5 protein-coding genes are annotated in these 21,139 nt (G+C 65.2%); all 5 read right to left on the minus strand.

Annotated features, from left to right (window positions below):
• Window positions 1–14: 14 nt before the first annotated feature.
• Genes AB0A83_RS16435 through AB0A83_RS16455 form a run of 5 tightly spaced genes read right to left on the minus strand, consistent with a single transcriptional unit; the run spans window position 15 to window position 21,070 of the window.
• Window positions 15–1,280, minus strand: a complete 1,266-nt coding sequence (locus AB0A83_RS16435) for a thioesterase domain-containing protein (protein WP_367154750.1) — start codon at window positions 1,278–1,280, stop codon at window positions 15–17.
• A complete protein-coding gene (locus tag AB0A83_RS16440) occupies window positions 1,238–5,959 on the minus strand; it encodes an amino acid adenylation domain-containing protein (protein WP_367154751.1) in 4,722 nt (1,573 codons plus the stop codon). The genes AB0A83_RS16435 and AB0A83_RS16440 overlap by 43 nt, the downstream gene beginning before the upstream one ends.
• Complete coding sequence (locus tag AB0A83_RS16445; RefSeq protein WP_367154752.1) at window positions 5,935–10,371, minus strand: condensation domain-containing protein; 4,437 nt, start codon at window positions 10,369–10,371, stop codon at window positions 5,935–5,937. The genes AB0A83_RS16440 and AB0A83_RS16445 overlap by 25 nt, the downstream gene beginning before the upstream one ends.
• Window positions 10,329–13,127: an amino acid adenylation domain-containing protein gene (locus tag AB0A83_RS16450; RefSeq protein WP_367154753.1), complete on the minus strand. Its 2,799-nt coding sequence runs from the start codon at window positions 13,125–13,127 to the stop codon at window positions 10,329–10,331. Before AB0A83_RS16450 ends, AB0A83_RS16445 begins: the two co-directional genes overlap by 43 nt.
• 47 nt (window positions 13,128–13,174) lie before the next feature.
• Complete coding sequence (locus AB0A83_RS16455) at window positions 13,175–21,070, minus strand: amino acid adenylation domain-containing protein (RefSeq protein WP_367154754.1); 7,896 nt, start codon at window positions 21,068–21,070, stop codon at window positions 13,175–13,177.
• Window positions 21,071–21,139 lie beyond the last annotated feature (69 nt).

Consider the following 21,139-nt stretch of genomic DNA (forward strand, 5'->3'; position numbering starts at 1 on the left):
TCGCTGCCGCGTCGTTAAGCTTCGCCATCGCCATCCTTACCCAACAGGGTAACCAGGTCGGCCAACAAATCCGGATGACGGACGATGCCGGCGTGATCGCTGTCTATCCGGGTGGAACGCAACACCCGGTTGCCGCAGGCTTGCTCCACTACGTCTTGCGCCATGTCGGCCGCGTCGCCGGCCGCAGCCGACCACCAGCAATGCATGCCGGTTGCCAATTGCGGCAGCCGGTACGCACTACTCAAGGCTGTCAGATGTTGCATGATCGCCATGCCATTTTGTAAATCCAGCAATTTAACCCAATCCGCGCCCGGATGCTCGCGGCTTAACCGTTCCGGCAAAGCCGTCAATTGCGCAGGCGAAAGACCGGCCCCTTCGGTTGCGATGCCGTCTAGCAATCCGCCGAGATGGTCGCTGTCGTCTTGGTCGTCCGCCTCGGCGTCGAAGCCCGGTACGAAACCGTCGACCAATCCGAGGAAAGCCACTTCGCGCCCCTCCTGTTGCAAACGAGCGGCGATGCTCAACGCCAGCGCACCGCCCAGCGACCAACCCAACAAATGCAGCGCACCGTGCGGCTGACGTTGCCTGATCGCCTCGGCATAATCGTCGGCCATCTGTTGCAGCGACAAATCGCGCCAATCGGGATTTAAAAAACTGCGGCACAACACGCCGATCACCGGCCGTTGCCCGGCCAAGGCCCGCGCCAGCGGATAATAGCCGAACACGGTACCGCCGGCCGGATGCAGACAAAACAGCGGCGGTAAGGCGCCTGCGGCCTTGTTCAATTCGACCAGCGGCGACAGACCGTTATCGGCGCCGGCGGCCAAGGCAGCTATCGTCGGGTTCTGCAACAAGCGGCTGAGCGGCAAATCCCAACCCAGCCGGCGCTTGATCGCCGATACCAAGCGCAAGGCTAACAAGGAATGCCCGCCCAACTCGAAGAAATTGTCGTCCACGCCGACCGTCTCCAGGCCCAGCACTTCCTGCCAGATCTCCGCCAGTTGCCGCTCCAGCGCGCTGCGCGGTGCGGTGCGGGCCGCTACGGCCCGCTCCGCTTCCGGCAGAGCGTTGCGGTCCAGTTTGCCGTTGGGCAATGTGGGCAATTGGGGCATCAGCAGGATATGCGCCGGCAGCATGTAGTCCGGCAGTTGCCGGCTCAAGGCTAGACGCAACGTATCCGGGTCGGTCGCGCCCGCGCCGGTCAACGCCGCGTAGGCCAACAAGCGGCCTTGGCTGTCTACCCGTACCGCCGCTTGCGCCACGCCCGGCTGAGCCAGCAAGGCGTTTTCGATTTCCCCGGTTCGATGCGGTAACCGCGCAGTTTGAGTTGCCCGTCGGCCCGGCCCAGAAATTCGATCACGCCGTCGCCCCGCCGCCGCGCCCGGTCACCGCTGCGGTACATGCGGGCGCCGGGACCGGCGAAGGGGTCCGGCAAAAAGCGTTCGGCGCTGGCGCCCGGCCGATGCCGATAGCCTTGCGCCAGATCGAGCCCGCCGATATACAACTCGCCGGCCGCCCCGCTCGGCAAGGGGTTCAAGTCGGCGTCCAGGATATAGGCGTTGCGGGCGCCGACGCAGCGGCCTATCGGCGCGTACAGGCTGTCGCAAGCGGCTTCGGCCTGCCAGACCAGCGGGCTGATCACGCATTCGGTGGGGCCGTAGGCGTTGAACATCCGCTTAGGCCGCACGCGGCTTTGGATCAAAGCCAGTTGTTCGCGCGGCAAGGCTTCGCCGCCGACCGTGCAGCCAAGCAAGGCCGGCAGCGTTTGCTCCGGCTCCAAGCAGCGCGCCAATTCGGCCAGATAGGCCGGCGGCAGGTCGATGCGGCTGATGCCTTGTTCGTGCAGGGTTTGCAGGGTCTGCTCCAGGCTCCAGCGGGCCGGGTCGCCGATGATCACGGTCGCACCGCAAAGCAACGGCACGGCCCATTGCTCGATAGCCGCGTCGAAACTGAACGAGGCGAAATGCAAGCAGCGTTCGCCCGCGTGCAGCCCGTATAACTCGGCCATCGCCGCGCAATGCCGGGCCAGCGCGCCGTGCGCCACCGCCACGCCTTTGGGTTGTCCGCTGGAGCCGGAGGTGTAGATCAGATAGGCCAGGCTTTCCGGATGCAAGGCCGCGGCCGGCGGCTGTTGCGCTACGCCGGACAAGTCCAGCCGGTCCAGAAACAGGCCGCGCAGCTTGCCGGGCAGCGGGGCGATTGGCGCGGCACAGTCTTCCGCCTCCCCGGCCCAACCTATCCACCAGGCGGCGCCGGCATCTTCCAGCATGTACTGCAAGCGTTCGGCCGGATAGTCCGGGTCCAACGGCACAAAGGCCGCGCCGCACTGCCACAGCGCCAGACTGGCGACTAGCATGTCCGCGGACCGCGGCAGGCACACACCGGCCACTTCGCCCGGTTTCAAGCCCTGCGCGACCAGACAAGCCGCCAGCGCATCCGCCCGCCGCTGCAATTCGGAATAGCTCAAACCGCTGTCTCCAACCCGCACCGCCTCGGCCTGTGGGTTGATCTGCGCTTGACGGCGGATCAGCTCGGGCAGCAAAACCGTATCGGTCGGCATAGCCGGCGTCGGCGTCGCGTGAGATTGCCTATCCTCGAAGCTGATCGCCCCCAGCCGCTGCTGGGGAGCGCGAATCAAACCCAGCAATACCCGGCGCAGGCGCTCGGCCAGATTATGCACGTCGGCGGGGCTGAAATACCGTTCGCCGTAATCGAAGCCGATTTCCAGCACCCGGCCCATGCTGACGTCCAACGTCAAAGGATAATTGGTCCGATCGCGCTGTTCCAGGCCGACCACTTTCACGCCGCCCGCCGCTTGTCTCAGCGCCGCGTCGACCGGGTAGTTTTCGAACACCAGCAAGGTATCGAACAATTCTCCGCCACCGCTGCCGGCCCAACGTTGCATGTCGTACAACGGCAGGTATTCGTATTCGCGCATGTGCAGATTCATAGCCTGCAGCGCGCGCAACCAATCCGCCGCCGGCCGGCCGGATTCCATGCGCACCGCCAACGGCAAGGTATTGATGAACAAGCCCAGCGCCCGCTCGGCATCTGGAACTTCCGCCGGCCGGCCGGCCACCGTGCTGCCGAACACCGGCATGCGCAAGCCGGTGTAGTGCGCAAGCACAAGCGCCCAAGCTCCTTGCAGCAGCGTGTTCACGGTTAGATGTTGCTGTTGGGTAAAACTTTGCAGTTCGGCAGTCTCCTGTTCGCTGAGCCGGCATTGCCAATAACCGTGACCGGTTGCCTCCGGCTGCGCCGACAGACAAGCGGCCAACAAGCAGGCTTGTTCCGCGTCCTGCAGGGTTTGCCGCCAAAACGCCTGCCCGGCCGCGCGGTCGCGGCCCGCCAGCCAGGCGATATAGTCGCGGTAGCGGCCGGACGGCTCCGGCACTTGCCCGGCATAAATAGTCATGACTTCGCCGAACAACAGCGAACTGCTCCAACCGTCGAGCAGCAAATGGTGACTGGTCCAAATGATGCGGCATAAGCCGCCGGGCAAATCGACCAACGTCAAACGCTGCAACGGCGGTTTAGTCAGATCGAAGCCACCCGCGTAATCGGCTTGTGCCAAAGCCGCTAAATCCGTTCGGTCGATCGGACGCTGCCGCCAGTCCAAATAGATTGTAGGTACATCGGCCTGCCGGAAAACCGCCTGCAGAGGCGTCGGCCAATCGCCGTGCCAAAAAAAGCCGCTGCGCAAAATCGGATGACGCCGGCCGACCTCGCGCCAGGCTGCAAGGAAACGTTGCGCATCCAAGCCGCGCAAGTCCACCGCCAGCTGCGTCACGTATAGGTTGGCTTCCGGCTCGCGCAGCGCATGAAACAAAATGCCCTGCTGCATGGGCGATAAGGGGTAGAGGTCTTCGATGTCGGCGTGGTCCAGCGGCAAGGCCTCCAGTTGCGCCTGATCGAGGCCGGCCAGCGGCAGGTCGCTGGGGGTCAGGCAGGGCTTGGCCGTCAGGCAGTGGGCCAGCAAGGCTTGCAAACGGGTTCGATAGCGCCGGATCAGCTCGGCAATGGTTTGTTCGCGGTAACGTTCCCGGCTGTAACTCCATTCGATGCGCAGCCGGCCTTGATAAACCTCGGCGTTGATTTCCAGGGCGTAGGCCAACGGCGCGCCGGGGTCGCGTTCCTCGCCGCCGGGTTCTGCAGCCGGTTCCAGCAAGGCATCGCGGTCGAAACTGTTGTCCAGCTGGCCCAGGTAGTTGAACAGCACCGGCGGCTCGGCCGTTATCGCGTTCGTTTGCTCGGCGTCGGCGGCCGGGCCCGCCAGATAGCGGATCACGCCGTAGCCCAAGCCCCGGTCCGGCACCTGCCGCAGCTGTTCCTTGACGGTTTTGACGGCGCTCGCAGGGTCGGCGTCGCCGCTGAGTTTGACCGGGTAGACGCTGGTAAACCAGCCGACGCTGCGGCTTAAGTCCGGTGGCGTTTGCGCGTCGCTTACGATCAGCTCGGCTTCCCGGCCGTGGCCTTCCAGGGCGATGCAGACCTGCGCTTGTCCGCTGTAGTCGCACAGGGTTTGTGCCAAGGCGGTCAACAGCAGGTCTTGGATGCGGGTGCGGTAGGCGGCATGGGCCGGTTGCAGCAGTTGTTCGGTTTGTGCGGCCTCCAGGCTCAGGCTTAGGCTGGCTCGGTCGCGCTGCTGCGCCCGGCCGTTCGGGTGGTCGCAGGGCCAGGCCGGGTCGGTCGGCAATTGCCGTTGCCAGTAGTCGCGCTGGGCCTGTAAGGCCGGGCTGCGGGCGTAGGCTTGCAAGGTGTCGCCCCAGGTTTGGTAGCTGGCGGTTTTCCCCGGCAGTTGCGGGGGGTGGCCTTGGGCGATTTGCCGGTAGGCGCTGCCCAGGTCTTCCAGCAGGATGCGCCAGGACACGGCGTCGACGATCAGGTGGTGGGCCAGCAACAGCAAGCGCTGGCTGCCGTCGGCCAGGTCGATCAGCGTGGCTTGGAACAGCGGGCCGCGTTCGAGATTTAGACTGCGCTGGGCCTTGTCGGCGATGGCGCGGATGTCGGCGGCGTCTTGCGCGGTGTGTCGTTGTAATAAGGCGGCGTGGTTCGTCGTTACGTCGGTGGCCGGCGCATAGGTTTGCTGCCAGCCGTCCGCTTGGCGCACATACCGCAGGTTCAGGCTGTCGTGGTGCAATACTAGCGTCTGCAAGGCTTGCGCCAGGACCTCGGCGGACAGCGGAACGCGGGCTTTCAACAGCAGCGATTGGTTCCAGTGCGCCGGGTTGGTCAAATGTTGCGCGAAGAAAGTGTGCTGGATCGGCAGCAGCGGCGCGGTGCCTACCGCCGGCCCGGTCGGCGCCTGGGCGGACGCGGCCAAGGGCCGGGCGACTTGGGCCAAGCCGGCGACGGTTTGGTGTTGAAACAGGTCTTTCGGGCTGAAACTCAGTCCTTGCGCCCGCGCCCGGCTGACCAGTTGGATGGAGACGATGGAGTCGCCGCCCAGTTCGAAGAAGTTGTCGTGCACGCCGATCGTCTCTCGGCCTAGCAGGTCTTGCCACAGTTGCAGCAGCAGGGTTTCAGTCGGGGTGCGGGGGGCTTGGGCCTCGGTCGTTGATCGAGTCGGCGCCGGCAGGGCCCGGCGGTCGATTTTGCCGTGGGCGGTGCGCGGCAGCCGCTGCAGGCGCAGCAGGCGGGCCGGCACCATGTAGTCCGGCAGGCGTTCGGCCAGGGCGGTTTTGAGTTGCGCTTCGCTCGGGTAGGCGTCGGTTTTGGTATGCGGTGCGTACCCTAGGCTTGAATCGGCGTGCGCATGCGCTGCCACGCTCGGCTGCCAATAGCCGGTCAGGTAACGGCGGCCGTCGTCTTCGCGCAGCAGCACGTAGGCGTCGTCTATTCCGGGCAGTTGCCGTAACGCGGCTTCGATTTCGCCGGGTTCGATCCGGTAACCGCGCAGTTTGATTTGCTGGTCGGCCCGGCCGAGGTAAACCACTACCCCGTCGGCGCCGCGCCGCACGATATCGCCGCTGCGGTACAGCCGGCTGCCGTCGGCGGCGAACGGGTCGGGTAAAACCGTTCGGCGCTCAGATCGGCCCGGCCGTGGTAGCCGCGCGCCAGGCAGGGGCCGCCGATGTACAGTTCGCCGGCCGCACCCAGCGGCACGGGATTCAGGTCGGCGTCCAGGATGTGCAGGCTACGTTCGCCCAGGGCGCTGCCGATGGGGGCGTAGCCGGCGAATGGGCGGTCGTCGACCAGCCAGGCCAACGGGGTGATCACGGTTTCGGTCGGGCCGTAGCCGTTGACGATGCGTTCGGGCCGCAGGGCGCTGCGGATTTTGGCCAAGGCCGCGGCGGAGACGGCTTCGCCGCCGACGCAGACGATGCGCAGCGCGGTGGTATCGCCATGCGCCGCCACCGCGTCGGCCAGTTGCAACAGGGTGGCGGTCGGCGGGTACGCCACCGTCACCGCGTGGCGCAGCACCGCATCCCGGACGGCTTCGCCGCCGCCGCGACTGTCGCCCAGCACCACGCCGGCACCCTGACTGAGCGGGGCCAGCCATTGTTCCAGCGCGGCGTCGAAGGTTAAGGCGGCCAGGTGTAACGCTCGGTCGGCCGGGGTATAGCGATACAGTTCGGCGGCGGCCTGGATGTGGCGGCTCAACGCGCCGTGAGCTACCGCCACGCCTTTGGGTTTGCCGCTGGAACCGGAGGTCAGGATCAGATAGGCCAGTTGGTCGGGATGGATCGCAACCGCCGGCGGCCGGTCGGAGTAAGCCGCAAGGTCCAGCTCGGCCAAGTCCAGCAGCGGCGCGCCGCCAAAAGCGGCGCGTGCGCCGGCTGCCCGTTCGGCGTGGATCGTCCCCTCGCCCGCACCAGTCACCTCTATACCGCGCACGATCACCAGGCTCGCTCCGGCATCGGCGATGACGTCGGCCAGCCGCTGCGCGGGTTGTTCCGGGTCCAACGGCACGAAGGCCGCGCCGGCTTTCAGCACCGCCAGCATCGCCACGATCGCTTCGACCCCGCGCGCCAGCAATACCGCCACCCGGCTTTCCCGCCCCAGCCCGGCGTCCAGCAATACATGCGCCAGACGGTTGGCGTCCCGTTCCAGCTCGGCATAGCGCAAGCTCTGCCCGCCGGCGATCAAGGCCGCCGCTTGCGGCCGGGCCTCGGCTTGGCGGCGGATCAGTTCCTGTACCGGCACGCCGCCGTCGTAACGGCGCGGCCACAGGTTCCAGGTTTGAAAGCGCTCGGTTTCCCTCGGCGTGACTAGCGCCAATTCGCCCAGCCGCGCCTGCGGCCGGCTGATCAGCTGTCCTAACACGTATTCGAAATGTTCGGCCAAATCGGCGATCGCCGCAGCCTGGAAATTACGCTGTTGATAATCGAAAACCACCTGTAAGGTCTGGCCGCTAATTTGTATCGCCAGGGTCAAGGGATAATGCGTGGTTTCGCGCTGGTGCTCGCCGCTAATCCGCAACCCGTCCTGCGGCCGGCGACTCAAGGCTTCGGACAGAGGATAGTTTTCGAACACCAGCAAGGTATCGAACAACGCTGCGCCGCTGCCGCCCCACCAACGTTGCAGCTCGGCCAGCGGGGTGCTTTCGTATTCGCGCAATTCCAGATTGGCCTGTTGCAGGGCTTGCAGCCAGTCGGCGACGATGCGGTCCGCGCGTAGTGTTTGAATCACCGGCAAGGTGTTGATGAACAAACCGACCATTTGCTCGGCACCCGGCAAATCGGCCGGCCGACCGGACACTGTTACGCCGAATGCCAGGGTTTCGCCGCCGCAATAGGCTTTCAGCAACAAGCACCAAACCGCTTGTACCAAGGTGTTGACGGTCAGCTTGCTGCGATGGGCAAAGCCGCACAGTTGCTCGAACCGGTCGCCGCCTATGCGCAACGTATGCAAACCGTAACCGCTGCCGGCCAAGACGCACGGCAAGGCATCGGCTAGGCGGGTCGGGGCCGGCAAGGCGCTCAGGCGCGGCCGCCAATAGCGTTCCGCCGCCCCGGCATCGCGCTCGGCCAGCCAGGCCACGAAATCGCGAAATTCCGCCGCAGGAGAGGAAACAGGCTCGCCTCGATAACTGCTCAGCACTTCGCCCAGCAAGCGGGCGCTGCTCCAGCCGTCCAACAGCAAGTGATGACTGAGCCAAATAAAGTGGTAGACGTCGTCCTGCAATCTGACCAACACCAACTTGAACAGCGGCGCCGTATCGGTCGCCAAACCACCGGCGCTCAATTCGCCGAGCAACTGGTTCAAGCCGGCGTCCGCATGGTCGCGCCCGCGCCAATCCAATTCGCTCAGCGGCAGGGTCACCCGCTTGCGCACGATTTGCAGGGCTTGCGGCCAGCCGGCCGGGGCGCGAAATTCGCTGCGCAACACCGCGTGCCGCTGCAACGCGCCTTGCCAGGCGGCGGCGAAGCGTTCGACATTCAAGCCCGTCAGGCAAACGTCGAAACGGCTGACGTAGCTGGCCGGATCGTTGTCGTACAGGCTGTGAAACAACATGCCTTGCTGCATGGGGGTCAACGGGTAAATGTCCTGCAATTCGGCGACCGGCAACGGCAAATCGTCCAGCTGCGCCTGGTTCAAGCCCGCCAACGGGAAGTCGGACGGCGTTACCCCCAGAGGGCCGTGCGAGCAATGCTCGATCACGCCTTGCAACTCGCTCTGAACATCCGCTGCCAGAGCGGCAACGGTTTGCGCCCGGTAACGCCGGCTATCGTAAGTCCAGTTAAGCGCCAGCCGGCCCTGATAGATTTGGCCGTTGACTTCCAGGCCATAATCCAGCGGGGAGGCCGGATCACGCTCGTCCCCGCGCGCTTCGACGGCCGGGCGCAACCGGGCCTCGGCGGCGAAACCGGCATCGAACTGGCCGAGGTAATTGAAGCACAGCTCGGGCTTGGGCAAGCCGGCCAAACTCGCGCGCGCCGATTCCGAACCGCAATATTTCAGCAAGCCGAAGCCCAAACCGCCCCCCGGTACCCGGCGCAGTTGTTCCTTGATCGCTTTTATCGAGTCGGACCATTCTGCTTCCGGGCGCAACAGCAAGGGATGAACGCAGGTAAACCAGCCTAGGCTGCGGCTGACATCCGGCGCGCCCGGAAAGGCTTCGCGGCCATGGCCTTCCAGATCGATACTCACGCAGCCGCTGCCGCGCCGGCGGCACAATACCCGCGCCAAGGCCGTCAGCAACAGCTCGTCGATGCGGGTCCGGTAAGCCGCCGGACAGTCGGACAACAATTGCCGGGTGGCGGTCTGCGACAACTCCACACTAAGGGTTTTAGCGTCGGCGGCCGTGCCGCGAGCCGCGCAGAAGTCCACCGGCAGCTCGCAAGCGGCGGTTTGCTCGCGCCAGTAGGCCGCTTCCGATTCGATTTGCCCTGCCCGCTTGTGCAAGGCCTGGGCCCAGGCCCGGTAAGACGCGGTCTTAGCAGGCAAATCTGTAGCTTGCCCGCTACTCAATTGCCGGTATAGCCGTTGCAAATCCTCCAACACAATGCGCCAGGACACGCCGTCGACAATCAGGTGATGAATCGCCAGCAGCAGACGCACGCTGCCGTCGGCTACCCGGATGTAAACGGCGCGCAGCAACGGACCTTCGCGTAAATCCAGGCTGCGCTGCGCCCGGTTGGCCACCGCTTCGATCTCCGCTGCATCCGCCGCGTCGCATAGCCAGAGCAGGTCCGCACCGGCAGCCGCCTCGGCGTAGAATTGCCGCCAACCGTCGCGGTATTCGAAACGCAAGCGGAACGCATCGTGCTGCGCCAACAACAGGCGGAGCGCTTGCTGCAAAACCGACACGTCCAACGCTTGTTCGGCCGCCAGCAGCACGGATTGATTCCAGTGGTCGCGTTCGGCAAAGTCGGCGGCAAAAAACTCGGCCTGGATGGGTGTCAGCGGCAGCTCGCCATCGGTGTCGTCGGCAAGCGCCGGCTCGGCATCGGCCAACGGCGTCAGTACCCTGGCCAATGCAGCAACGGTTTGATGACGGAATACGTCTTTGGGCGACAACTGCCAGCCGGCTTGCCGAACCCGGCTGACCACTTGCAGCGAGACGATGGAATCGCCGCCCAACTCGAAGAAATTATCATCCACGCCGACCGTCTCCAGGCCCAGCACTTCCTGCCAGATGTCCGCCAGTTGCCGCTCCAGCGCGCTGCGCGGTGCGGTGCGGGCCGCTACGGCCCGCTCCGCTTCCGGCAGAGCGTTGCGGTCCAGTTTGCCGTTGGGCAATGTGGGCAATTGGGGCATCAGCAGGATATGCGCCGGCAGCATGTAGTCCGGCAGTTGCCGGCTCAAGGCTAGACGCAACGTATCCGGGTCGGTCGCGCCCGCGCCGGTCAACGCCGCGTAGGCCAACAAGCGGCCTTGGCTGTCTACCCGTACCGCCGCTTGCGCCACGCCCGGCTGAGCCAGCAAGGCGTTTTCGATTTCCCCGGTTCGATGCGGTAACCGCGCAGTTTGAGTTGCCCGTCGGCCCGGCCCAGAAATTCGATCACGCCGTCGCCCCGCCGCCGCGCCCGGTCACCGCTGCGGTACATGCGGGCGCCGGGACCGGCGAAGGGGTCCGGCAAAAAGCGTTCGGCGCTGGCGCCCGGCCGATGCCGATAGCCTTGCGCCAAATCGAGCCCGCCGATATACAACTCGCCGGCCGCCCCGCTCGGCAAGGGGTTCAAGTCGGCGTCCAGAATATAGGCGTTGCGGGCGCCGACGCAGCGGCCTATCGGCGCGTACAGGCTGTCGCAAGCGGCTTCGGCCTGCCAGACCAGCGGGCTGATCACGCATTCGGTGGGGCCGTAGGCGTTGAACATCCGCTTAGGCCGCACGCGGCTTTGGATCAAAGCCAGTTGTTCGCGCGGCAAGGCTTCGCCGCCGACCGTACAGCCAAGCAAGGCCGGCAGCGTTTGCTCCGGCTCGAGCTTGCGCGCCAATTCGGCCAGATAGGCCGGCGGCAGGTCGATGCGGCTGATGCCTTGTTCGTGCAGGGTTTGCAGGGTCTGCTCCAGGCTCCAGCGGGCCGGGTCGCCGATGATCACGGTCGCACCGCAAAGCAACGGCACGGCCCATTGCTCGATAGCCGCGTCGAAACTGAACGAGGCGAAATGCAAGCAGCGTTCGCCCGCGTGCAGCCCGTATAACTCGGCCATCGCCGCGCAATGCCGGGCCAGCGCGCCGTGCGCCACCGCCACGCCTTTGGGTTGTCCGCTGGAGCCGGAGGTGTAGATCAGATAGGCCAGGCTTTCCGGATGCAAGGCCGCGGCCGGCGGCTGTTGCGCTACGCCGGACAAGTCCAGCCGGTCCAGAAACAGGCCGCGCAGCTTGCCGGGCAGCGGGGCGATTGGCGCGGCACAGTCTTCCGCCTCCCCGGCCCAACCTATCCACCAGGCGGCGCCGGCATCTTCCAGCATGTACTGCAAGCGTTCGGCCGGATAGTCCGGGTCCAACGGCACAAAGGCCGCGCCGCACTGCCACAGCGCCAGACTGGCGACTAGCATGTCCGCGGACCGCGGCAGGCACACACCGGCCACTTCGCCCGGTTTCAAGCCCTGCGCGACCAGACAAGCCGCCAATGCATCCGCCCGCCGCAGCAACTCGGAATAGCTCAAACCGCTGTCTCCAACCCGCACCGCCTCGGCCTGTGGGTTGATCTGCGCTTGACGGCGGATCAGCTCGGGCACAAACGCCGTAACCACGGCAGCGTCGAACTCAGCCGCCTGCCCGCCTTCGCCTGCGCTCAGCCACGGCAAATCTCGTAGCGGCGTCTGCGGTGCCGATAGGGCGGCGTCCAGCAAGCGGCAAAAATGCCCGGCCATTCGGGTTATGGTGGCCTCGGCGAATACATCGGTCGCATAGGTCCAAATCAAGTGAATGGCGCCGTCCGCGCCTTCGAAGCTATCCAAGATCAATTCGAACTGGCTGCTGTGCGCTGCGCGGGCGTAGGCTTGCCATTGCAAATCGCCCAGCGCTCTGACCGATTCGGTTGGCGCGGCCTGGTGGTTGTACATCACCTGAAACAAGGGATTGCGCTGCAAGCTGCGTTGCGGGCTCAAGGCTTCGACCAACTGATCGAACGGCAAATCGGCGTGGGCTTGGGCGCCTAACGCCGTTTCTCTAACCCGCGCCAAGATTTGGCGGAAGCTCAGAGCGCCGCTCAGCTCGGTTTGCAGCACCTGGGTATTGACGAAAAAACCGACGACGTGCTCGATTTCCCTGCGGTTACGGTTGGCGACCGGCACCCCGACCCGGATTTGCGCTTGCCCGCAGTAGCGGTAGAGCAGCATTTTGAATACGGCCAGCAAGCCCATGAACGGCGTCGCGCCTTCGCTTTGGCACAGCACGCGCAAGCGCTGCCCGCTCGCCGCCGGTAACTCGATTTCCAGTTTGGCCCCGGCATCGCTGCGCTGCGCCGGCCCGGTTCTGTCCCACGGCAGCTCCAACTGCGGCGTGTCGCCGGCCAACTGCGCCTGCCAATAGGCCAGTTGCCGCTGCATTTCGCCGGCTTCCAGCCAATGCCGCTGCCAAACCGCGAAATCGGCATAACCGACAGACAATCCGGGCAAGTCCGCCTCGCTACCGCGGCAATAAGCGCTGTACAGCGCGGCGAACTCGCCCATCAGGATATTCAGCGACCATTCGTCGGCGACGATGTGGTGCAACACCCATACCAGCACATGCCGGTCCGCCGCCAATTTCAGCACCGCCACCCGCAGTAGCGGGCCGGTTTGCAGATCGAACGGCCGCCGCTCCAGGCTCTCCACCCAAGCCGCGGCCAGCGCCTCGCTGTCGCCGCCCGGTGCCGACAAATCCTGCCATTGCACTGCAACCGGCAGGCTGTCGTGAACTACCTGCAGCGCTTTGCCGTCCGCACTGCCGAAGGTGGTGCGCAAGCTTTCGTGGCGCTCGACCAGCGTGGCGATGCTACGCTGCAAGGCATCGGCGTCCAGCCGCCCCTGCAAACGCACCGCGTCGGCGATGTGATAAGCGCTGCTGTCCGGCTCCAATTGCGCCAAAAACCACAACCGTTGCTGGCCGTAAGACAACGGCAGCGGCCGGTCGCGGCCGACGCCGGCTATAGGCAGGCGGCCTATGTCGATGCCGCGTTTTTTCAACAGGGCTATCAGGGCTTTACGTTGGTCCGGACTTAACTTATGGAAATCGGCTAGTGGGTTCTGCATTCGCTGTTTTCTAATCTGGTTGATAGGGTTGGCGCTGCGACGGGTGCTCAGTCGTCGCCCAGCAGCGCCTTGAGCGCCTCGTCCGACAAGCCCTGCAACTCAGCCAAGGCGTCCGCCAATTCGCTTTGCAGTACCGGTTCGTCCCGCGCTTCGACCGTCAACGTGTCGACATGCCCGGCCAAGGCCGACAAGCGCGCGGATTCGAACACCTGCCGCACCGGGACTTCCACCCCGAAATCCCGTTGAATCCGGCCGACCAATTTCATCGCCAACAAGGAATGTCCGCCCAGTTCGAAGAAGTTGTCGTCCAGGCCGACTGATTCCACTGCCAGCAGCTCCTGCCAGATGGCCGCTAGGCGCCGTTCGCTGTCGCTGTGCGGAGCGCGGTAAACTTGGCCTTGCCAGTGTGCGTGCGGCAGGGCTTTGCGATCCAGCTTGCCGTTGGCGGTTTTCGGCAGGCTGTCCAGCCGGATTAGCGCTGCCGGCAGCATGTAGTCCGGCAAGCGCCGGCTCAGGGCGTCGCGCAGGTCGGCGTCGCTGCCGGCCTCGGCGCCCGCGGCAATGTAAGCCACCAGGCGCGGGCCGCCGGCGGCCTCTTGCAGCAGCACCGCCGCTTCGGCCACCCCGGCTTGCTGCAGCAAGGCGGTTTCGATTTCTCCCAGTTCGATGCGCAAGCCGCGCAGTTTGATTTGCTGGTCGATGCGCCCCAAATAGTCGAGCGCGCCGTCGGCCCGCCGTCTGGCCAGGTCGCCGCTGCGGTATAAGCGGCCACCGCTGCCGAAGGGATCGGGCAGGAAGCGTTCGCCGGTCAGGCCGGGTTTGCGGTAGTAGCCGCGCGCCAGGCCCAGGCCACCGATGTACAGCTCGCCCGCCACCCCGGCCGGCAAGGGATTCAGGTCGCTGTCCAGGATGTGGATCTGCAGGTTGGCGATGGGCCGGCCTATCGGTACCGGGCCGGGCTCGGCCCGGCAGGTCCAATGGGTGACGTCGATGGCTGCTTCGGTAGGGCCGTACAGGTTGACCAGGTCCACGCCCGGCAGGCGTTCGAACACCCGCTGTTGCAACTCGGCCGGCAGGGCTTCGCCGCTGCAAACGATGCGCTTCAGCGCAGGCAGTGGCGGCAGCTGGGCTTGATTGACGAATTCCGCCAGCATGGACGGCACGAAATGGACGGTGGATACTTGCTGCGCTTGCAAAGTGGCTGCCAGTGCCGCAGGGTCGCGGTGTGCGCCGGGCCGGGCCAAAACCAGGCGGGCGCCGGTCATCAAGGGCCAAAAGAATTCCCAGACCGAGACGTCGAAGCTGAACGGGGTTTTTTGCAACACGCTGTCGCCGGGGCCGATGGCATAAGCTTGTTGCATCCAGTGCAGGCGGTTGGCCAGGGCGGCGTGGCTATTGGCCGCGCCTTTGGGCTGACCGGTGGAACCGGAGGTGTAGATGATGTAGGCCGGATGGGCCGGATGCAGTTGGACGACGGGCGCGCTTTCGGCCTGAGCCGACAGGTCCAGGCTGTCCAGATCGTACACCGCGCATGAATCGGGACACAATGCGGCGAATCGGTCCAACACAGCACCGTGACTCAGCAACATGCCGATGCCGGAATCGGCCGCCATGTAGGCCAGCCGCTGGTCAGGATAGTCGGGGTCCAGCGGCAGGTAGGCGCCGCCGGCCTTGACGATGGCCAGTATGCCCAGCACCAGTTCGAACGAACGCAGGGCGCCGATGCCGACCGGGGTTTCCGGGCCTACCCCGCGCGCGATCAGCCAATGCGCCAGCCGGTTAGAGCGCGCTTCCAGCTCGGCGTAACTCAGCTCGGCCTCGCCCAGGGCCAAGGCCGGCGCCCAAGGCTGCCGGGCCGCCGCCCGGGAAAGCCATTCGGGCACCAAACCCTCGGGATAGACCGTCGCGGTGGCGTTGCCACTCAACAACTGCAGCCGGTCCGCGTCGTCCAGCAGATTCAACTCGCTCAGCCGGCACTGCGGGTTTTCCGCCAGAGCCGTCAACACGCGGCAAAACTGCCGATCCAGCCGCTCGATGCAATCGGCATCGAAGCTGTCCTGCCAGTAACCGTAAGCCAAACCCAAGCTGTCGCCGATGCTGACGTTTATGGTCAAGGGATAATGAGTGGTATCGACATGCCGGGGCGCGCCGAAACTCAATCCGGCCGGGCTGGCCTTTAACGCCGCGTCTACCGGAAAATTCTCGAACACCAGCAAGCTGTCGAACAAGGCCGAACCGGCCTGCCCGGCCCAAGCTTGCAATTGGTAAAGCGGCGTGTGTTCGTGCTCGCGCATCGCCAGATTGCCGAGCTGGATTTCGCGCAGCCAATCGCCCACCTGCTGCTGCGGCGCTATCGTCACCACCAGCGGCAAGGTGTTGATGAACAAACCGACGATCCGCTCGACAGCGGGCAATTCCGCCGGGCGGCCGGATACCGTGGCTCCCAGCGCAACCGTGTCGCGATTGCAGTAACGGCTCAACAGCAAGGCCCAAGCGGCTTGCAGCAGGGTATTCAAGGTCACCCGCTGCTGCTGCGCATAGGCTTGCAAGTCCCTAGTGAAGGCGGCGTCCAAACGCCGGGTCAAGCTAGCGTGGCCTTGGCCGGCGCGCGCCGGTTTAGCGACGGCGGCGGCCAATAAGGTCGGCTGCTCCAGGGCCGCAAGACGCGCGCGCCAGAACGCCTCGGCCGCCGCCTGGTCGCGGCGGCTCAACCAGGCGATATAGTCGCGATAACCGCCCGCAGGCGCCGACCTGGCATTGCCGACGTAGTCGTCCAACACTTCGCCCAGCAATTGCGAGGTGCTCCAGCCGTCCAGCAACAGATGGTGGCTGGTCCACAGCCAATGCCAGCGCTGCTCGGACAGACGCACCAGCGTCATGCGCATCAGCGGCGCCCGAGTGTGTTCGAAGCCCTGAGTGCGTCGCGTCTCGGCCAATCCGGCCAAGGCCGCCGCGTCGACGATCCGGTCGCGCCAATCCAGGATTTCCACAGGCAGAAACGCCCGCTTGTACACCACTTGCAAGGCCTGTTCGGCCTCGCCCCGCCACAAAAAGCCGCTACGCAGTATCGGATGCCTGTCCAACGCGCGCTGCCACACATCGGCAAAGCGTCGGCCGTCCAAGCCCTCGATATCCAGGCACATTTGATTGAGATAAACGCCGGCCTGCGGTTCCAGCACATCATGGAACAACATCCCTTGCTGCATAGGCGATAAAGGATAGAGGTCTTCGACTTGGTTCGTCGACAACGGCAAGGCGTCCAATTGCGCCTGACTCAAGCCGGCCAGCGGAAAATCCGACGGGGTAACGCCGCTGGTCCCGGCGCAGTGAGCCAAAATCGCCGCCAATTGGCTCCGGTAATCCTCCGCCAGGGCCAGCATGGTGTCCCGCCGGTATTGGCTGGCCGCGTAACGCCAGCGCAATTGCAGCACGCCGCCGGCCACTTGCGCGTTGATCTCCAACCAGTACGGCAGCGGCGCGCAAGGATCGTGGTCGTCGCCGACCGTTTCCGGCGCCGCTGCGAAATCGCCGGCTTCGCCGTCCAGCCGGCCGAAGTAATTGAAGCCGATGCGCGCTTGCGGCAAGCCCTCCCACTCGGCCCGGGCGGCCGGGTCTGCCGGATAGCGCAGCACGCCGTAGCCCAAACCGCCGTCCGGCACCTCGCGCAGCATTTGTTTGACCGCTTTCAATGTCGCGCCGCTCTCGTCGGCTGCGGCCAGACGTAACGGATAGACGCAGGTAAACCAGCCGACACTGCGGCTTAAGTCCATACCCTCGAACGGGTGGTCGCGGCCGTGGCTTTCCAGGTCCACCAGCAAAGCGCCGCCGCTCCAGCGTTGCAACACGACGGCCAAGGCCGTCAACAACAGATCGTTGACGCCGGCCCGGTAGGCGGCCGGCGCCGTGGTCAAAAGTAGCCGGGTGGACTCGGCGTCGATTTCCAGGCTGACGGTTTGCGCCTCGGCGAACTTCGCTTCCGCGACCGGGAAATCCCGCGGCGGCTCGGGCACGCCGCGCAACAACGTCTGCCAGTAGGTTTTTTGCTGCGCCAGTTCCGGACTGGCCGCATAGGCCTTGAGCCGTTCGCCCCAACGGCCGAACGATGCGGTTTTAGCCGGCAGGCTAGACGCGCCGGCGTAAAGCGCTTGCAGATCTTCCAACAAAATCCGCCACGATACGCCGTCGACCAGCAAATGATGCGCCACCAACAACAGACGCTGGCTGCCGTCGGCCACGGCAATCAGCGCGACTTTAACCAACGGGCCGTTCGCCAAATCCAGGCTGCGTTGCAATCGCCGGGCAATTTCGCTGACTTGACCGGCATCCGCGGCGGCGAGCTGCTCCCAGCATTCGCCGTCGGCCAATTCGGCGTAAAACTGCCGCCAGCCGTCCGGGCCTAAGCTATAGCGCAGGCGCAAACTATCGTGGTGAGCCAGCAAGCCGCGCACGGCTGCGCCCACGCGAACCGGATCCAGCCGGTGTTTAGGCCGCAGCAGCAGCGACAGATTCCAATGTGCCCGATTCGGCATGTCTTGCGTGAAAAATTGCACCTGTATCGGCGTCAGCGGCGCGTCCCCGTCGGCTTCGAGCTCGGCCTGCGCCGCCTGCGGCGCACACGTTCCGGCATGCGCCGCCAATTGGGCGACGGTCTGGTGCAGAAACAAATCCTTGGGCGACAACTGCCACCCGGCTTGGCGGGCGCGGCTGACCAGGCGAATGGCCATGATCGAATCGCCGCCCGCTTCGAAAAAATTATCGTCCGCGCCTATCCGCTCCACCCCGAGCACCGCCTGCCAGATCGCCGCCAATTCGCGTTCGGCCGGGGTTTGCGGCGCGCGGGACGCCTCGTTGTCCGTCCGCTCGGGCTTGGGCAGCGCCTGCCGGTTCAGCTTGCCGCTGCTCAGCCGCGGCAGTCGTTCCACAACTTGAATGCTGGCCGGCAGCATGTATTCCGGCAGGCGTTCGGCCAAAGCCGCTTTGACGCCGGCGACGTTCAAACCGATACCAATGTCGGCCGGCGCCGGGCCGGGTTCCAAATACGCGGCCAAGTACGCTCGGCCCTGGTCGTCGAACAATCCGACGTGGGCATCGGCCACGCCGGGCAGACGGCGCAGTTCGGCTTCGATTTCGCCCGGTTCGATTCGGTAGCCGCGCAATTTGATCTGCTGATCGGCCCGGCCTAGGTATTCCACTTCGCCGTCGGCGCGAAAGCGGGCCAAGTCGCCGCTGCGGTACATACGACTGCCGTCGGCGGCGAACGGGTCCGGCAAAAAGCGTTCGGCGCTCAGGTCAGCCCTGCCGTGGTAACCGCGGGCCAGACAAGGGCCGCCGATGTACAGTTCGCCGACCGCGCCTAAAGGCAATCGATTCAGGTCTTGGTCCAATAGATAGAGCGAGCGCTCGCCCACTCCGGTACCGATGGGCGCGTATACGCTATCGCAGACGCTGTCCGGCAATGCGGTCCACACCAGCGGAGTGATCAAGGTTTCGGTGGGGCCGTAGCCGTTCAGAATCGGTGCCTCGCCGACCAAATGGCGGATTTGCGCCAAACCTTCCCGCGACACCGCTTCGCCGCCGACCGAACAGGCGCGCAGCGGCAGATGCAAACCGTGCGACTCAGCCCAACGGGCGATTTCCAGCAAATAAGCCGGCGGCATCTCGAACCAGCTGACCCTATGCTGGATCAGGGCTTGATAGGCTTGATCAGCGCTCCACATCTGCTCGCGCAGCAGCAAGCGGCAGCCGTGCATCAGCGGCACCAGCCACTGTTCCATTGCCGCGTCGAAAGTAAACGCCGCGAAGTGCAATGCCACGTCGTCGCGTTGCATGGCGTAGCGTTCGCCGATAGCCAAGCAATGCCGCGCCAGGGCACCATGGGCTACCGCCACGCCTTTGGGTTTGCCGCTGGAACCGGAGGTCAGGATCAGATAGGCCAGTTGTTCGGGATGGACGGCGACCGCCGGCGGCCGGTCGGGATAGGCTGTCAGGTCGACTGCCGCCAAGTCCAACAGCGGCGCGCCGGCTAGGGTGTGCCGAGGCTCACCGCACACGATCACCAGGCTCGCCCCGGCATCGGCAATCACGTCGGCCAGCCGCTGCGCGGGTTGTTCCGGATCCAGCGGCACGAAGGCCGCGCCGGCTTTCAGCACCGCCAGCATCGCCACGATCGCTTCGACCCCGCGCGCCAGCAATACCGCCACCCGGCTTTCCAGCCCCAGCCCGGCTTGCACTAAATAATGCGCCAGGCGGTTGGCGTCCCGTTCCAGCTCGGCATAGCACAAGCTCTGCCCACCGGCGATCAAGGCCACCGCTTGCGGCTGCGATTCGGCTTGGCGGCGGATCAGTTCCTGTACCGGCACGCCGCCGTCGTAACAGCGCGGCCACAGGTTCCAGGTTTGGAATTGTTCGCTTTCCGCGGCGCTCAGCATGACGTGCGCGGCGATAGGCGCGTGCGGCTGCGCGAGCAGTTGCGTCAGCAGGTTTTGCAACTGCCCGGCCAGACGTTGGACGGTCTCGGCGTCGAACAGGTCGCAGGCATAGGTGAAAAAGCCGCCGAAGCTGTGCGGGCCGTGTTGCCAGGTGTCCAGGCTCAGGTCGAATTGGGCGGCGCCGTTGTCCCGCTCCAGGCTTTCGATCTGCCAATCGCTGCCGGCTTGCAACAGGCTAAGGTCGGTTTGCTGGTGGTTGATCAGGATTTGGAATAAGGGATTTTGTCCCAAGCGCCGCTCGGGTTGCAGGGCATCGACCAGTTGTTCGAACGGCAGGTCCGGATGGGCCTGGGCTTGCAATAGGCTGTGTTTGACCTGTTGCAGCAGTTCGAGGAAGGTGGTCCGGCCGTTCAATCGGCTGCGCAATACCACGGTGTTGACCAAGTAGCCGATCAGCCCCTGGGTTTCCGGGCGATTGCGGTTGGCCAGCGGCAGGCCGATACGCAGGTCGGTTTGGCCGCTGACCCGGTACAACCAAGCGTTGAAGGCGGCCAGCAGCAGCATGAACGGGGTCGCGCCTTGTTGTTTGGCCCGTTCGGCCAGTTGCCCGCCCAGCGCTTCGGGCAGGACAAAGCCGACCCTTCCGCCGCGCTGGCTGGGTTCAGCCGGACGCGGCCGGTCGTACGGCAGGCCGATTTGCGGCTGTTCGCCGCCCAGCTGTTGCAGCCAGTAAGCCAGTTGCCGTTCGGCTTCGCCGGCTTCCAACCAGTGGCGCTGCCAGCAGGCGAAATCGGCGTGGCGGATCGGCAAGGCCGGCAGTGGCGCCGGCCGGTCGGCGCCCAACCCGGCGTACAGTTCGGCGAATTCGGCCAAGAGCCGGTTCAGCGACCAGCCGTCGGCAATCAGATGATGCAGGGTCACGTTCAGTTCGTAGCGGCTGTGCCGACCGGCGTCCGCCAGCTTGACCAGCAGCAGTCGCCACAACGGGCCGTTCACCAGATCGAACGGCGCCCGCGCCGCCTGTTCGGCCAGTTGCCCGGCTTGCGCCTGCGCCTCGGCCGGCGGCCAAGCGCTCAGGTCGCGGTAATCCCAGGCGGGGAGCAACCCGGACACGAGGCGCTGGCGCGGCTGGCCGTCCCGGGCGTAAAACACGCTGCGCAAGGCGTCGTGGCGCTCGGCCAGGGCGGCGAAGGCCTGCCGCACCCGCTCGGGCGCCACGTCCCCGGTGATACGCACCCCGCCGGCTATGTGGTAGGCCGCGTTGGACGGATCCAGTTGCGCCAGTATCCATAAACCCTGCTGCGCCGCGGACAAGGGAATGTCGTCGTTCGCGCACAAATGTGACGGAATCGGCAACTGCGCGAATGTCCGTCCCTGTTCGGCCAGTTTCCGGATGAACGAGCGCTGCTTATCCAGCGGCAAGCGCACGAAACGTCGTACTAAGTCTTCGCCGTTAGCGGCGGCTTGTTGTGGTGCGGTTTGCAGTTCGAGGCAGTTTTCGCTGTTTAACTTCATAGGATTCCGATCGATAGTGTCTGTTGGCGCGCGCTCTTAAAAACCTGCCGACCTAAGCTCCGGTCGGGG

It is taken from the genome of Methylomonas sp. HYX-M1, assembly GCF_040741385.1.
Lineage (GTDB): Bacteria > Pseudomonadota > Gammaproteobacteria > Methylococcales > Methylomonadaceae > Methylomonas > Methylomonas rhizoryzae.